12 protein-coding genes are annotated in these 15,272 nt (G+C 45.6%); 7 read left to right on the top strand and 5 right to left on the bottom strand.

Going from position 1 to position 15,272, the window contains the following annotated elements:
- The first annotated feature begins 57 nt into the window (after positions 1-57).
- A complete protein-coding gene (locus DFP81_RS09505) occupies positions 58-2,223 on the top strand; it encodes a TonB-dependent siderophore receptor (protein WP_115897535.1) in 2,166 nt (721 codons plus the stop codon).
- Positions 2,213-3,004 (top strand): siderophore ferric iron reductase, encoded by a 792-nt coding sequence (locus tag DFP81_RS09510; protein ID WP_115897536.1) that lies wholly within the window; start codon positions 2,213-2,215, stop codon positions 3,002-3,004. The genes DFP81_RS09505 and DFP81_RS09510 overlap by 11 nt, the downstream gene beginning before the upstream one ends.
- Before the next feature lie 40 nt (positions 3,005-3,044).
- Here the strand turns inward: DFP81_RS09510 and DFP81_RS09515 are convergent, their stop codons facing one another.
- Positions 3,045-3,461, bottom strand: coding sequence for a winged helix-turn-helix transcriptional regulator (locus DFP81_RS09515; protein ID WP_245959130.1), 417 nt, complete (start codon positions 3,459-3,461; stop codon positions 3,045-3,047).
- 83 nt (positions 3,462-3,544) lie between these two features.
- On the opposite strand from DFP81_RS09515, the gene DFP81_RS09520 reads away from it, so the two are divergent.
- Positions 3,545-4,396, top strand: coding sequence for an SDR family oxidoreductase (locus DFP81_RS09520; protein ID WP_115897537.1), 852 nt, complete (start codon positions 3,545-3,547; stop codon positions 4,394-4,396).
- 62 nt (positions 4,397-4,458) lie between these two features.
- Here the strand turns inward: DFP81_RS09520 and gyrB are convergent, their stop codons facing one another.
- From gyrB to dnaA, 4 genes are all read right to left on the bottom strand, one after another.
- Positions 4,459-6,882 carry a DNA topoisomerase (ATP-hydrolyzing) subunit B gene (gene gyrB / locus DFP81_RS09525; protein ID WP_115897538.1) on the bottom strand — a complete coding sequence of 808 codons (2,424 nt, stop codon included), beginning with the start codon at positions 6,880-6,882 and terminating at the stop codon, positions 4,459-4,461.
- Positions 6,883-7,989, bottom strand: coding sequence for a DNA replication/repair protein RecF (recF, locus tag DFP81_RS09530; protein WP_115897539.1), 1,107 nt, complete (start codon positions 7,987-7,989; stop codon positions 6,883-6,885). It lies immediately after the preceding gene.
- Positions 7,990-8,067: 78 nt separating this feature from the next.
- On the bottom strand, positions 8,068-9,165 hold the full coding sequence (gene dnaN, locus DFP81_RS09535) for a DNA polymerase III subunit beta (protein ID WP_115897540.1): 1,098 nt from the start codon (positions 9,163-9,165) through the stop codon (positions 8,068-8,070).
- 32 nt (positions 9,166-9,197) lie between these two features.
- Entirely contained in the window at positions 9,198-10,754 is a 1,557-nt protein-coding gene (dnaA, locus tag DFP81_RS09540) for a chromosomal replication initiator protein DnaA (protein WP_115897541.1), read from the bottom strand.
- A 514-nt stretch (positions 10,755-11,268) separates the two neighbouring features.
- On the opposite strand from dnaA, the gene rpmH reads away from it, so the two are divergent.
- The 4 genes from rpmH (at position 11,269) to mnmE (ending at position 15,087) form a co-directional block, all read left to right on the top strand.
- The gene (gene rpmH, locus DFP81_RS09545) at positions 11,269-11,403 is read left to right on the top strand and encodes a 50S ribosomal protein L34 (protein WP_084035504.1); all 135 of its coding nucleotides are present in this window, start codon (positions 11,269-11,271) and stop codon (positions 11,401-11,403) included.
- 8 nt (positions 11,404-11,411) lie between these two features.
- Positions 11,412-11,810, top strand: a complete 399-nt coding sequence (gene rnpA, locus DFP81_RS09550; RefSeq protein ID WP_115897542.1) for a ribonuclease P protein component — start codon at positions 11,412-11,414, stop codon at positions 11,808-11,810.
- Positions 11,811-11,906: 96 nt separating this feature from the next.
- Positions 11,907-13,562, top strand: a complete 1,656-nt coding sequence (gene yidC / locus DFP81_RS09555) for a membrane protein insertase YidC (RefSeq protein WP_115897543.1) — start codon at positions 11,907-11,909, stop codon at positions 13,560-13,562.
- 145 nt (positions 13,563-13,707) lie between these two features.
- Positions 13,708-15,087 (top strand): tRNA uridine-5-carboxymethylaminomethyl(34) synthesis GTPase MnmE, encoded by a 1,380-nt coding sequence (mnmE, locus tag DFP81_RS09560; RefSeq protein WP_115897544.1) that lies wholly within the window; start codon positions 13,708-13,710, stop codon positions 15,085-15,087.
- The last annotated feature ends 185 nt before the right edge of the window (positions 15,088-15,272 follow it).

Here is a 15,272-nt window from a genome sequence, read left to right on the forward strand (position 1 = left end):
GAAAAATATAATGAGAGTCATTCTCATTATAAAATCAACAACACTCTCGGAGCCAACATGAAACCCTCTTTGCCGATTCAACCCACTTTACTCGCACTCGCGCTTGCCAGCGCTGCATCTCATTCATTTGCGGCGGAGTCCGTAAATACAGATACCTCGGCAGGGAATACAGCCAACAGCGAAGAAGACGTTACCCTTTCAGCCGGACAACTTAGTCCATTAGTGGTGAAAGGAAAAACCTACCGAAATACAGCGACCAAAACCCAATTGGATCCAGAAGAAACACCTCAGGGTATTTCGGTTGTTGATCAAGAAGCCTTACAGCAAAGAGGTACTGAAACCGTTGCTGAAGCGGTTCGCTATACATCTGGGGTGAATACCGAACTTCGTGGCGGCGCAGTGACACGCATAGATTTATTTAATATTCGTGGCTTCCAAAACTATCAAACCTACTACGATGGTCTGCAATTATTATATAACGACTGGAACTTACAGCCGCAAATCGACATGGCCGCGGTTGAACAAGTGGAGGTCTTTAAAGGGCCCACCTCGACACTATATGGCTCCATGCCACCAGGCGGCATGGTAAACATGATCAGTAAATCACCACAAAAAGAAAGCAAAAGCAGTGTTGAAGTCACGCTTGGTAGTGACAATAAGCGCGAAACACAAATCGACAGCACAGGCGCTCTAACCGACGATATAAATTATCGAGTGATTGGTCTGTTCCGCAAGAAAGACGGCCAAGCAACAACGACGGAAGAAGAGCGCATTATGATTGCGCCATCGATCGACTGGCAAATCAGTGACGACACGCTATTAAATATCAATATGTATTACCAAAAAGACCCAAGTATGGGTGCCTATACCTCATTACCTTCTAAAGGAACGGTATACAGCAACATTAATGGCTCATTGGATTCAGATGCATTTTCTGGAGACGCCGACTGGAATACCTATCGTCGTGAAGAGTTTTTACTTGGCTATAAAATAGATCACACCATTAATGATACATGGAGCTTCATGCAAAATGCTCGCTTCATGGATGCCACTGCATATCAAGAGAATACCTATATAGGGAGCTTAAGTGACGACGAAACAACAGTATCAAGACGCGCTTATCTTACTGATGAATCGAGTAAAGGCATCACTATTGATAACCAGTTTTCTGGTGTCCTTGACCTAGGTGAAACAGAGCATAACTTGCTTATTGGGGTAGATTATCTGAAGCTAAAATCAGATATTCTGTATAAAGATGCGGCCACATCCAGTATTAATCTCTATGATCCAGACTACCACCAGATCAGCGCAAGTAATTTAGATTTCACTTTCACCCAAGATATTACCTTAGAAAAAGAGCAAACCGGTTTGTATATCCAAGACCAAATACGCCTTAACCAATGGATTCTTATCGCCGGTGGTCGTTACGACAAATATCACTCAACAGAGAAAGGGTATAAAACATCGGGAGACATTAATAACGAAGTCGAACAAAATCAATTTACTGGTCGTCTTGGTGTGCTCTATAAAATGGACAATGGCCTATCGCCCTTTATTAGCTACGCACAGAGCTTTGAACCTGTTTCAGGTAGCGACAAAGATGGCAATGCTTATGACACCTCCACTGCGAACCAATGGGAAGCGGGTATTAAATATGAATCAGGCCGTACCAAAGCAAGTTTGGCAGGTTTTCAGATTCTCAAAGAAAATGTGCTAACCCGTGATCCAAATGGTACTGCCAACGACAAAATCCAAGTAGGTGAAATTCGCTCACGAGGCCTAGAACTTGAGATCCAACAGCAGCTCACGCCTGCCATTAACTGGCGCGCAGCTTATACATTACAAGATGTAGAAGTAACAAAAGACAACAGCGGCATTGAAGGCAACACGCCGATTTGGGTGCCGGACCAGCAGCTGTCTACTTGGCTTTCTTACGCACCACAAGATGGGCAACTAACAGGCGCGACGTTCGGGACTGGGGTTCGCTATGTTGGTGAAATGGAACTGAACTCAACCAATACCGATACTGTACCTTCTTATACTCTTGTTGACTTCTCTGTAGGGTATGATTTGGCCATGCTCGGCTCAAAATGGAAAGGGGCAAGCGTTCGTTTCTCCATGAACAACGCCTTTGATAAAACCTACTACAGCTGTTACGACGAAGAGAACTGCTGGTATGGAGCAGACCGCTCCTTTGAATTAACAGGTCGTTATGAGTTTTAATTCCGTCAGTATGGAAAGACAGTTCACACAGAAGGAGGGTAGACCCTATCAGGAAAACCCTCTGGATCTTCTTGTTCACACTGCTGTCTCTTTTATACCTATTCTAGAAGGGGACATACTCTTCACGCCTGAGGACAATGCCATCCTGTCGTTGTCCGCTGGTGAGCCTGAAAAGTCGCTAACAATTCTACACAGCACCCTCAAACAGGCACACCCGGAAGCGGGGGCGCCTTATTGGCGTGTACGCTGTTGGGGCTTAGTATGTTGGCAACCACTATACTTGGCGCTCATCTGTGTCTATCAACTAAAAAGCGTGCCACTCAATCTACAACACCTAGTACAACGACAACAAAATACGATGGTTGCAGGCTATCAATTAGCCCCTGGACAATGGCAAACAGGCGCGCAGGGCGACTTAATACAAATGGTCTGCCAGTCACTGTCTATAATGTTTAAGACGCTCCAAGATGCTCATCTGGCTCTATTTGGCGGCAAACCCGTTCTCTACCAAACGTTATTAGCGGATCAGTTGTTGGCATCTCTTCTGGTTGCTGGGAAACTCTTACCAGAGTGCGATGAAGCGGCAATGACAACAGACTTTAGACACTGGGCAGAAGCGCTTAAACTGCCACTAACACCTCTCAAAGGGCTGCAAGTGAGCGCTGATCAAACCACACAATTTGTGCGTCAAAGCTGCTGTTTACATTTTCGTAGAGACGATGGTGCACTCTGCTCAGACTGCCCAAGACAAAAAACAAAGAATCACAAAAAGGTAAATTAAAGTAAGTACTCACTATCTGATTGAGGCTAAGGCAGCTTTATTACCCTATATTCTGTGACGCCTGGGAAGCCAAAATATCAGTGATATTACTTTCTATCCAATCAGCTAGCCCCACAACATGCTCTGATACTTGTTTGCCGGTATCGGTTAAGCTGTATTCCACATGAGGTGGCACCACAGGATATGAAACACGCAATACAAAACCATCTTGCTCTAGTACCTGCAAAGTCTGTGCGAGCATCTTCTCACTGACCCCATTAATAGTGCGACGCAATTCGCTAAAACGCTGCGTTTTTCCCTCTTTTAATGCCAATAACACCAGTACCGCCCAGCGGCTTGTCACATGTTTCAGGACATCGCGCGACGGACACTGATCCGAAAACACATTGCCGCGATCAAACTTTTGGCTTAATCCCATGTTTTCAGGCCCATTCATAGTATTTTGATTATTTTCCATACTTACCTTTTTGTACGTACTTACTAAAAGTTTGTTAGTGAATTATTCTACTTCCATCAACGACAAACTCAAAGGAGATAGCCATGATTTTAGTAACAGGTGCATCCGGTCAATTAGGCCGCCTTATCGTCGCAAGTTTACTCCAGCGCGGTACACCAGCAAGCCAAATCATCGCAGCGGTCCGCTCACCTGAAAAAGCACAGGACTTAGCAGAACAAGGTATTCTTGTGCGCCAAGCAGATTATATGGATACAGCGTCTTTAGCTGCTGCAATGGAAGGCGTAAAGCGAGTAGTACTGGTGTCATCCAGCGAAGTAGGGCAACGCACCGTTCAACATAAGAACCTGATTCAGGCAGCTCAAGAGGTTAAGGTAGAGCGGCTCGCGTACACCAGCATGCTTAATGCTCAGCATTCTCCATTAGCTCTGGCAGCAGAACATGTAGAAACCGAGCAAGTGCTGCAAGACTCTGGCATCCCACATGTACTATTACGCAATGGTTGGTATTCAGAAAACTACACAGGAACCGTCGCTATGGCCATCGAACATGGCGCCGTTTTAGGCTGTGCTGAAGAAGGCAAATACGCGACAGCAGCACGTGCAGACTACGCAGAAGCTGCCGCTGTTGCCATTACCGCAGAGAATCAAGCCGGAAAAGTATATGAATTAGCAGGAGACAATGCCTTTACACTGGCCGAATACGCCCAGAAAGTCAGTCAGGTCAGTGGAAAAAACGTGGTCTACAAAAATTTATCTGAAGCAGAATACACCAACGCCTTGGTACAAGTCGGTTTACCAGAAGGCTTTGCTGGTATTCTAGCAGACTCGGATGCGGGTGCAGCAAAAGGCGCGTTATTCGACGACAGTAAAACACTATCGGCGCTGATTGGCCGACCAACTACCCCGATAGAAGACAGCATCAAAGCCGCGCTTTAACGCCGTTTTTACCAAAAAAACCCCGCTTAACGCGGGGTTTTATTGATTACCAAAGCAAACGATTAAACGTCTAGGTTAGCAACCGATAGGGCGTTATCTTGAATAAAGTTACGACGCGGCTCTACTTCGTCACCCATTAAGGTTGTGAACATTTGGTCAGCAGCAACGGCATCATCGATGGTTACGCGCAACATGCGACGTGCATCAGGATCCATTGTGGTTTCCCAAAGTTGCTCAGGGTTCATCTCACCCAGTCCTTTGTAACGCTGTGTCGTTAAGCCACGAGACGCTTCTTTCATCAACCAAGCTTTCATGTCACTGATGGTTTCAACTGGCTGACGACGTTCACCACGCTGGATGTAAGACTCTTCACCAAACAACTCAGCAACGGTTTCTGACATAGCAACAATACGTTGGTACTCAGGCGAATTAAAGAAAGTCGCTTCAAAACGGTAACGGTTGGACACACCATGAGACATGATATCAACTACAGGCAAGTACAAGTTGCGCTCTTCGTCTTTTTCTACTGAGAAGTCAAAACGGAAACCGGTACGGGCATCCTGAGGCATCTGATTGCGGATTGCTTCCACCCATTCAGCAACGGTCGCTTCGTTGACTAAGTCTTCTTGTGACAGTGGTTTGCAGTACAGAAGCTTACCCATAACATCTTTTGGATACACACGGGACAAACGCTCAATATCCGACTCAATCTGGATGTAATCACGCACCAAGTTCGCCAAATGCTCGCCCTGTATGCCAGGAGCATCTTCATTAACGTGCATGTGCGCGCCATCGAGTGCAACTTCGATTAAGTATTGCTCCATTGCCGCTTCGTCTTTGATGTATTGCTCTTGCTTGCCACGCTTGATTTTGAACAAAGGCGGCTGTGCAATAAAGATATGACCACGCTCGATGATTTCTGGCATTTGACGGAAAAAGAAAGTCAGCAACAAGGTACGAATGTGTGATCCATCCACGTCGGCATCGGTCATGATAACAATGCTGTGGTAACGCAGTTTATCCGCGTTGAACTCATCACGGCCAATACCACAACCTAATGCAGTGATTAGCGTGCCCACTTCAACAGAGGATAGCATCTTGTCAAAACGCGCTTTCTCAACGTTCAAGATTTTACCCTTCAACGGCAAGATAGCTTGAGTACGACGGTCACGACCTTGTTTTGCAGAACCACCCGCAGAGTCACCCTCCACTAGGTAGATTTCAGAAAGCGCTGGGTCTTTCTCCTGACAATCCGCCAACTTACCTGGCAAACCGGCAATGTCCAACGCGCCTTTACGACGAGTCATATCACGAGCACGGCGAGCCGCTTCACGTGCGCGAGCTGCATCAATCATCTTATTTACGATGATTTTCGCTTCATTTGGCTTCTCTAAAAGGAATTCCGCAAAGCGCTTACTCATCTCTTGTTCTACAGCGGTTTTTACTTCAGAAGAAACCAGCTTGTCTTTGGTCTGAGAAGAGAATTTTGGATCCGGTACTTTCACAGAAACAATCGCGGTCAGACCTTCACGAGAGTCATCCCCCGTAGTGGCCACTTTTTGTTTCTTGGCTAGGCCTTCTTTTTCAATGAAGTTGTTCAAGGTACGGGTTAATGCACCACGGAAACCAGCTAAGTGAGTACCACCATCGCGCTGTGGAATGTTGTTGGTGTAACAGTAAATATTTTCTTGGAAACCTTCGTTCCACTGCAACGCAACTTCTACCGCGATGCCGTCTTCTAGATCGTCACGCTGACAAATAAAGTGGAAAATGTCGTTAATTGGCGTTTTGTTGGTATTCAAGTGCTCAACAAAGGAACGCAAACCACCTTCGTAGTTAAAGAATTCTTCTTTACCAGAACGCTCGTCTTTCAGCTTAATAGCTACGCCTGAGTTCAAGAAAGACAATTCGCGTAGGCGCTTCGCCAAAATATCATAGATAAATAGGATATTGCTGAAGGTCTCAGCAGACGGTTTGAAATGCACGGTCGTACCGGCACCGTCAGATTCGCCTACGATCGCCAACGGCGCTTGTGGCACACCATGAGCGTAATGTTGTTCGTAAACTTTGCCATTTTTACGGATCGTCAAAGTCAGTGCTTCAGAAAGCGCGTTTACCACCGACACACCTACACCGTGAAGACCACCAGAAACTTTATAAGAGTTATCATCAAATTTACCCCCTGCATGCAGGACGGTCATGATAACTTCAGCCGCTGAAACGCCTTCTTCTTCGTGCATATCGACAGGGATACCACGACCATTATCAGAGACAGAAATTGATTCATCAGGGTGGATGAGAACAGTGATAGTGTCACAATGGCCAGCTAAGGCTTCATCGATTGAGTTATCGACCACTTCGAATACCATGTGGTGCAAGCCAGTGCCATCGTCCGTATCACCAATATACATACCAGGACGTTTACGAACGGCATCTAGCCCTTTGAGCACCTTGATACTGGACGAATCGTAATTATTTTCACTCATTTAACTCTCCTGCAAACCTTTGCTCGATAAGGACAATTCGCCGTTATTCATAGAAAAGTGACGAACGTCTGTGGTGTCGGCCCACGCAAAATCCGTGGTATCTGGTCCAACACTTGTAATAAAAATTTGGCTCTCTAGAGACTCCAACAAACGACACAACTTTTGCCGATGATTGGCATCCAGCTCTGCCGGTAGATCGTCCACTAAAAAAACCAATGGGCGGCCCATGTCGATCAGTAATTGCCCCTGGGCAATCTTCAGTGCGGACACCACTAACTTCTGTTGTCCGCGTGACAGGGTATCCAAAGCATCGCCCGTTTCTGCTTTAACACGTAAATCCGCTCGCTGCGGTCCAGTGTGGGTATAACCAAGTTCAATATCTCGCTCACGACCCGCTACTACAGCCGCTTCTAACGACTTCTGCGAATCCCACCCTTGGAAGAATTGCAAAGAGACCTTTAGATCTTCGTTGAGTAACGATAACACCTTTAAAAAATAAGGTGTTAGGCGTTCGACATAGGCTTTACGCGAGGTATTAACCTGTTCACCAAGGCGGATTAATTCCTGATCGAAAGCCGCCAATAAACTGGCTGATATTTTACCACGTCTGAGTAAGGTATTCCGCTGTTTTAATGCTTTTTGCCAGCCTCGCCATGCACGAATAAATTCACTGTCGAAATGAAATACCCCCCAGTCTATAAATTGCCTTCTCACACTTGGCGACCCTTCCAGCAGTCGAAACGCATCAGGGTTAATCAGCTGTACAGGCAAACGTTCAGCGAGCTCAACAACAGACTGGGCGCGCTGGCCTTGAATACGCACCTCTATTTGCCCATCTCGATGACGCTGCAGCCCCACCGGCACTGGATTACCTTGATCTTGATGCAATTGAGCAAACACCAAACAATGTTCGGTTTCGTGCTGTATATAGGTTTTGTGCTTATGACTGCGAAAAGAGCGACCAAAGGAAAGCAGGTGAATCGCCTCTAAAACCGAGGTTTTACCGCTGCCATTCTCACCAATAATCACATTGACTTGAGGCGAAGGTTCAAACCGCACACTTGACAGGTTGCGAACATGAGAGATGTCCAAACACACCAGTGGCATAAAGTTAAAACCTTAATCGAAGGGAGGGAAAAACCGCTTGAACTTGCTATCAGCAAGCCAAGCGGTTTCAAATAAAGATTACAGACGCATTGGCATCACAACATACTGTGCTGCATGGCTTTGTGCTTCTTCAATAAGAGCACTGCTGTTCGAATCATTCAATGAGAGACGTACTTCTTGAGTATCGACCACACCTAATACATCCAACAAATAGCCCACATTAAAGCCCACTTCCAAATTGTCGCCTTGGTATTGAACCAAAACGGATTCTTCCGCTTCTTCTTGCTCTGGGTTATTCGCAAACACTTGCAGCATGCCATTTGACAAGATCAAGCGCACACCACGGTATTTTTCGTTAGATAGAATCGAAGCGCGCAAGAAAACTTGGCGTAGCTCAAGACGATCCGCAATGATAATTTTTTCGTTATTACGAGGAATCACTCGGTGGTAATCAGGGAACTTGCCATCAACCAGTTTCGAAGTGAAGACATATTCACCCACTTTGGCACGAATATGATTGGAACCAACAGTAAGCTCTACGGTTTCTTCGCTGTCGTTTAAGAGGCGGTTTAATTCCAACACCCCTTTACGCGGTACGATCACTTGCGTTAGATCACCACTTACTTGAGCGTCTTCTACTGCTGTTGCCAAACGGTGTCCATCAGTCGCAACAACGCGCAATTGACCATCTGCGACTTCAAACAGCATGCCGTTCAAGTAATAACGAACATCTTGGTTAGCCATCGCAAAGCCAGTACGATCGATCAAACGGCGCACATTTACTTGTGGGATAGCGACAACCAAATCGCCTTGCATATCTTGAATATTCGGGAACTCATCGGCCGGCAAAGTCGACAGGCTAAAGCGTGAACGTCCAGAACGAATCACCGCTTTTTGCTCATCCAGCGTAAATTCAATAACGGCACTGTCTGGCAAGCTTTTGCAGATATCCATGAGTTTACGAGCAGGCACTGTGATGCGGCCATCTTCACACTCATCTAATGGTACATGGCCCACTAATTCCACTTCTAAATCCGAACCGGTCAAAGTTAATGTTTGGTCTTTTACTTCCACCAAGACATTGGCCAAAACTGGCATGGTCTGTTTACGCTCTACAACGCCCGCCACCAATTGAAGTGGCTTAAGAAGTGTCTCGCGGACAACTGAAAATTTCATTATTTTCCCCGTTAACTCAATGTCTTAGACCATCAAGTGGTCAGAATTCGCATCAATTGTTTGTAGTCTTCACGGATATCAGAATCCGTATCTTGTAGTTCTTTGATCTTACGAATCGCATGCAAAGCAGTGGTATGATCACGGCCACCAAAGGCATCGCCAATCTCAGGCAAACTGTGGTTGGTCAGTTCTTTCGCCAGTGACATAGCCACTTGACGAGGACGAGCAACAGACCGACTGCGACGTTTCGATAATAAGTCGCTGATTTTGATTTTATAATACTCAGCAACAATGCGCTGAATATTATCAATGTTCACCAACTTATCTTGCAAGGCCAAAAGGTCTTTTAGTGACTCGCGAACAAAATCTGGTGTAATGGCACGACCAGTGAAGTGAGAGTTCGCAATCACACGCTTTAATGCACCTTCCAATTCTCGCACATTAGAACGAATTTTTTGAGCGATAAAAAAGGCAGAGTCATAAGACAATTTCACGCCACTTTCATCCGCTTTACGCATCAGGATAGCGACTCGGGTTTCCAGCTCTGGTGGCTCAATGGCAACGGTTAATCCCCATCCAAAACGAGACTTTAAGCGGTCTTCCAAACCCTGAATTTCTTTCGGGTAACGGTCACAGGTTAAAATCATCTGTTGGCCGCCTTCCAATAAGGCATTAAAGGTATGGAAAAATTCCTCTTGGGTGCGATCTTTCCCCGCGAAAAACTGAATATCATCAATTAACAGCGCATCAACCGAACGATAATAACGCTTAAAATCGTTAATCGCGTTCAATTGCAACGCTTTAACCATGTCTGCCACAAAGCGCTCAGAATGCAGATAAACCACTTTCGCATTAGGATTATGGCGCATCATTTCTGTACCAACGGCTTGCATTAAGTGAGTTTTACCTAAGCCAACACCACCATATATAAAGAGTGGGTTGTACGCACCGCCAGGATTTTCCGCGACTTGTAACGCGGCAGCATGGGCAAGTTGGTTCGATTTACCTTCAATGAAGTTTTCGAAAGTAAAGGAGTTATTAAGATTAGCGCCGTGGTTGATTCCGCCTTCCACTTCCACTTTACGTTTCGGTGCTGTCAGCGGTAACTGACCTTGTTCATAAGGTTCCAAGTCATGGCCACGTAGCCCAGCTCCCGATAAGGTTAATGGCGCTTCGAATTCTAAATCAGCATGCTGGCTGCCTTCGCCATCCATTAAGCCAAAGCCCACCCCTGGTCGATAACCGGATTCATTCGCCACTTCATTATTTAATGGGCTAGAAATAGGTTCGACTGGTGGTGCTGGCGGCGGCGGTGCAGATTGATTCGCTTGCGCAAAATTTTGCTCTTTAACAGCAAAACGTAAAGTCGGCGAAGGGTCGGTGCCAGCAAACTCTGACAACAACTCTTTGATACGCGCTTGATACTTGTTACTCACCCAATCTAAAACAAAACGGTTGGGTGCGCGTAGGCACAATTCGCCATTGGGCGTCATTTCAGCCTGTAACGGACGAATCCAAGTGTTGAACTGCGATGTGGAAAACTCATCCTGCAGGCGTTGCAGGCAAAGATTCCAATGCTCCAAAGACACTGTAGACGTACTCCTCGGTTGAGTGACAGAAATAAGAAGCGGATTTTACCTCGCGAAAACCTAGTTATCCACACATAAATGGAAAAAGAAGGATTCTCTGTATGAAAATATATTTTTGTTAATAACAGGTAAGGTTATACACACCAGTAGATAAAATTGATTTGGTGTGCATAAAACAGGTACTTATACACATATTAACAACGCTTTCTCGATTTTATTATCCACAGCTGGTTTCAAAGCTATCCTTTTGATTTTTATACACATAAATAACAGAAAAATCATTCTGTTTATAACTTTTGAAAACTCAAAAACAAACTGCCCACAGGGCAGGTAAAAGTCTGTGTGTAACTATTTAATGGAATGTGTGGTTATTTTTTTAACAATTAAGCCTTGCTAATGATTGAATTCCTTAAGGAAAGGTTTTAAAATCCGCGCCCTGATTTTGAATCAAATGCTGAGGCTTGGCTAAGGCTAACCCTCAAAACTGAAACACTGCTTCAGTGAGTGAATAAAGATGAAAAGAACTTTCCAACCTAGTGTTCTAAAACGCAAACGTAACCACGGTTTCCGTGCTCGTATGGCTACTAAAAGCGGACGTCAAATCGTTGCACGTCGTCGTGCTCGCGGCCGTAAGGTACTAAGCGCATAAACACGCTGATGACCGAATATTGTTTTCCTCGGCATGTCAGACTTCTGAATGCCGGGGATTATCAATCCGTATTTAATAACACCTCCTCCAAAGTCTTCGCAGGTGAATTCCTTCTATTGGCGACAAAACGAGATGATGACCAAACTCGCTTGGGTCTTATCGTTGCTAAAAAAACGGATAAACGTGCAGTAGGCCGGAATCGTATCAAACGCTTGGTACGTGATTCGTTTCGCCACCACAAAATTCCTCTTGCAGGTCTCGACATTGTCTTTCTAGCTCGTCAGGGCATTAAAGAATTAGACAACCCAACGTTGCACAAACGCCTCGATAAAGCGTGGGATCAACTGGCGAAAAAGTCGAAAAAATCATCACCTAATCAAAAACGCGGCCATTCGAGTCAGAAATAAGCTGAAAAAACAGTCAAAGGCTGGTTTAATAGCGCGTGTTTTTTTAAATAGGGTTCTGTGAACCCATTGTCCAACCAAACAAATTAGTTGAATACCATGGATTTCAGACGTTACTTTTTATGGGGTGCGCTTTTTGTCAGTGGCTACCTGCTGTTTTTACAGTGGACCCAAGACTATGGTCCTCAGTCCCAACAAAGCGTAGTTCAAGCAACTCAAACAGAATCTGCGACGAATGCTTCGTCAGACACAGATTTACCTAACGCCGTTCACAGCAGTGACACCAGTGTTAATGCAATCCCTAGCAATGCTAAAACTATTGCTCCAGGAAAGCTTATCGAGGTAACAACCGATACACTAAAAGTGTCCATTGATCCTGTCGGCGGTGATATTGTTGGTGCTGCTCTTCTTAAATACACCAAAGAATTAGGCCAGCCTGATCCTTTCGTCATTTTAGAGAACGATGCTGCCCATACTTATATTACTCAAAGTGGATTAATTGGTCCTAACGGTCCTGATGCATCGCCTGATGGCCGCCCTGTGTACCAGTCTGACAAATCCTCTTATGCTTTAGAGCAAGGGAAAGACAGTCTAGATGTGAATCTGTATTACACAGATGCACAAGGGGTGAAATACACCAAAACTTTCCGCTTCACGCAAGGCAACTACCGTATCCGTCAATTGATCACCGTTGATAACACCACAAACCAAACCTGGCGTGGTAATTTATTCGGTCAAATCAAACGTGATAATTCGCCAGACCCAAGCCAAGCGACAAGCATGGGTCTACAGCCTTACTTAGGTGGCGCAATCTCAGATGAAGACACAAAATACGAGAAGGTTTCTTTCGATAAAATGGAAGAAGAACCAGTAAAAGTATCTTCAGAAAAGGGTTGGGTTGCGGTACTTCAACACTACTTCGTAACCGCTTGGGTGCCTGAGCAAGGTAAGAAATTTACTCTGCAAGCACGCACCAATGGTGACTTTAACCTAATCGGTTTCACCGGTTCTGCAGTAGAAATTGCACCTGGCACGCAAGGCACATTGAGCTCTACTTTCTTTGTCGGTCCGAAACTTGAAGACCACCTTGAAGCAACCGCTGAAAACCTTGACCTGACTGTCGATTACGGCTGGTTATGGTGGTTAGCGAAACCTATTTTCTGGTTATTAACACTGATTCAATCCGTGGTAATTAACTGGGGTGTGTCTATTATCCTGATCGTAGTTTGTGTGAAAGCCATCTTCTTCAAGTTGTCTGCAACCAGCTACCGTTCAATGGCGAAAATGCGCAAATTCGGTCCTGAAATTGCCAAGCTAAAAGAACAATACGGTGATGACCGCCAGAAAATGTCAGCCGCTATGATGGCGCTGTACAAGAAAGAAAAGATCAATCCTCTAGGCGGTTGTCTACCTATCTTGGTACAAATGCCAGTGTTCCTTTCTTTGTACTGGGTACTAATGGAGTCGGTACAACTACGTCACGCTCCGTTTATGCTATGGATTAATGACTTATCTGTTATGGACCCATACTTCGTACTGCCTATTTTGATGGGTCTAAGTATGTTCGGTCAGCAGATGTTGAACCCATCTCCGCCAGATCCAATGCAAGCACGCTTGATGAAGCTAATGCCAATCGCATTTACCTTCTTCTTCTTGTGGTTCCCTGCAGGTCTTGTTCTGTACTGGGTAACCAACAACAGCTTGTCGATCGTACAGCAGTACATCATTACTAAGCGTATTGAAAAAGAGGACTAGCTACTTTAACTAGTTGCTACCTGCTTAACAAAGGCCTCCCTCGGGAGGCTTTTTTACGTTTAGATTGCCATGCTCCTCAGGCTAACGGACAATGGCAACATAGCCATTACTTTCACCTTATAAAGTCACCGTACAGAGTGTTATTATGACCGACTTTCAATACGCCACTGACCAAGACACCATCGTTGCTCAAGCCACCGCACCCGGCCGTGGTGGCGTAGGTATTATTCGCTTATCCGGCCCCAAAAGCCGTGCCATTGCAAAAACCATCGTAGGTTTTGAACCCAAGCCCCGTTATGCCCACTATGTGCCGTTTAACGACGCCAACAATGAGCAGCTTGATGAAGGTATCGCCTTATATTTCCCAGGGCCAAACTCTTTCACTGGAGAAGATGTCTTTGAACTGCAAGGCCATGGTGGCCCTGTCATTATGGACATGTTGCTGACCCATTGCGTCACCCTAGGAGCACGTTTAGCGCGCCCTGGTGAGTTTTCTGAGCGCGCCTTTTTGAACGATAAAATGGACTTAACGCAGGCCGAAGCGATTGCCGATTTAATCGATAGCTCATCAGAGCAAGCCGCTAAGTGCGCATTACGCTCGTTGCAAGGCGCATTCTCTAAACACGTCAATGAACTGGTTGAAGCATTAATCCATTTGCGTATTTATGTGGAAGCCGCCATCGATTTTCCGGAAGAAGAAATCGATTTTATTGGCGATGGTAAAGTGGCCAATGAGTTAGCGGGGATCCAAGCAAAACTGCGTGATGTACTTAAAGAAGCCAACCAAGGCGCTTTGATTCGTGAAGGGATGAATGTGGTAATAGCAGGGCGTCCAAATGCTGGTAAATCCAGCTTGCTAAACGCGTTATCTGGCAAAGATTCTGCCATTGTTACTAATATTGAAGGCACCACTCGCGACGTCTTGCGTGAACACATTCACCTCGATGGAATGCCATTGCATATTATTGATACTGCCGGCTTACGGGATAGCCCAGATGAAGTAGAACGCATCGGTATTCAACGTGCTTGGGATGAAATCGATAAAGCGGACCGTATTTTGATGATGGTCGATAGTCAATCCATCGACAGTAAGGACCCTAATGAAATTTGGCCTGACTTTGTGGAGAAACTTGGCGACACCAAACACCTGACACTGGTGCGCAATAAGGTTGACCTCACCAAAGAAGCCACTGGAACAGAAGTCATCAATGGTGTTCCTGTGATCTCTCTGTCTGCAAAAACAGGTGAGGGCGTCAATGACCTTACCAAGCACCTAAAAGCGGTTATGGGCTTTGACAGCACGACTGAAGGTGGTTTTATTGCCCGTCGTCGACATATCGAAGCTTTAAACAAAGCCAATCAATTCTTAGACGCTGGAAATGAGCAACTTCACGGCTATGGTGCTGGTGAATTGCTCGCAGAAGATCTAAAAGAAGCTCAGCAAGCACTAAGTGAAATCACCGGTGAGTTCACCAGTGATGATTTACTTGGCCGCATATTTGGCTCCTTCTGTATCGGGAAATAACCCGCTTCAGCAACCACAGATCTCCTCTGTGGTTGCTGATTCCTATTTCTTCTTGTCCAATTCCGCTGCGCTTAGCGGTGATTATGCTTCCCTTCCTTGGTGCCCGATTCAGCCACTCTACAGCGCTTACTATGCCTTTCTTGTCGATTCTACAACTTTCACATAAGGCCGCTCTCTGAGTCTTT

Origin of the sequence: Marinomonas pollencensis (assembly GCF_003387375.1) — a bacterium.
Taxonomy (GTDB): Bacteria; Pseudomonadota; Gammaproteobacteria; order Pseudomonadales; family Marinomonadaceae; genus Marinomonas; species Marinomonas pollencensis.

Excerpts from the sequence above, each read along its gene's own strand:
- DFP81_RS09505 (WP_115897535.1), top strand. The coding sequence starts at position 58 with ATGAAACCCTCTTTGCCGATTCAACCCACTTTACTCGCACTCGCGCTT.
- DFP81_RS09510 (WP_115897536.1), top strand. The coding sequence starts at position 2,213 with ATGAGTTTTAATTCCGTCAGTATGGAAAGACAGTTCACACAGAAGGAG.
- DFP81_RS09515 (WP_245959130.1), bottom strand. The coding sequence starts at position 3,461 with ATGGAAAATAATCAAAATACTATGAATGGGCCTGAAAACATGGGATTA.
- DFP81_RS09520 (WP_115897537.1), top strand. The coding sequence starts at position 3,545 with ATGATTTTAGTAACAGGTGCATCCGGTCAATTAGGCCGCCTTATCGTC.
- gyrB (WP_115897538.1), bottom strand. The coding sequence starts at position 6,882 with ATGAGTGAAAATAATTACGATTCGTCCAGTATCAAGGTGCTCAAAGGG.
- recF (WP_115897539.1), bottom strand. The coding sequence starts at position 7,989 with ATGCCACTGGTGTGTTTGGACATCTCTCATGTTCGCAACCTGTCAAGT.
- dnaN (WP_115897540.1), bottom strand. The coding sequence starts at position 9,165 with ATGAAATTTTCAGTTGTCCGCGAGACACTTCTTAAGCCACTTCAATTG.
- rpmH (WP_084035504.1), top strand. The coding sequence starts at position 11,269 with ATGAAAAGAACTTTCCAACCTAGTGTTCTAAAACGCAAACGTAACCAC.
- rnpA (WP_115897542.1), top strand. The coding sequence starts at position 11,412 with ATGACCGAATATTGTTTTCCTCGGCATGTCAGACTTCTGAATGCCGGG.
- yidC (WP_115897543.1), top strand. The coding sequence starts at position 11,907 with ATGGATTTCAGACGTTACTTTTTATGGGGTGCGCTTTTTGTCAGTGGC.
- mnmE (WP_115897544.1), top strand. The coding sequence starts at position 13,708 with ATGACCGACTTTCAATACGCCACTGACCAAGACACCATCGTTGCTCAA.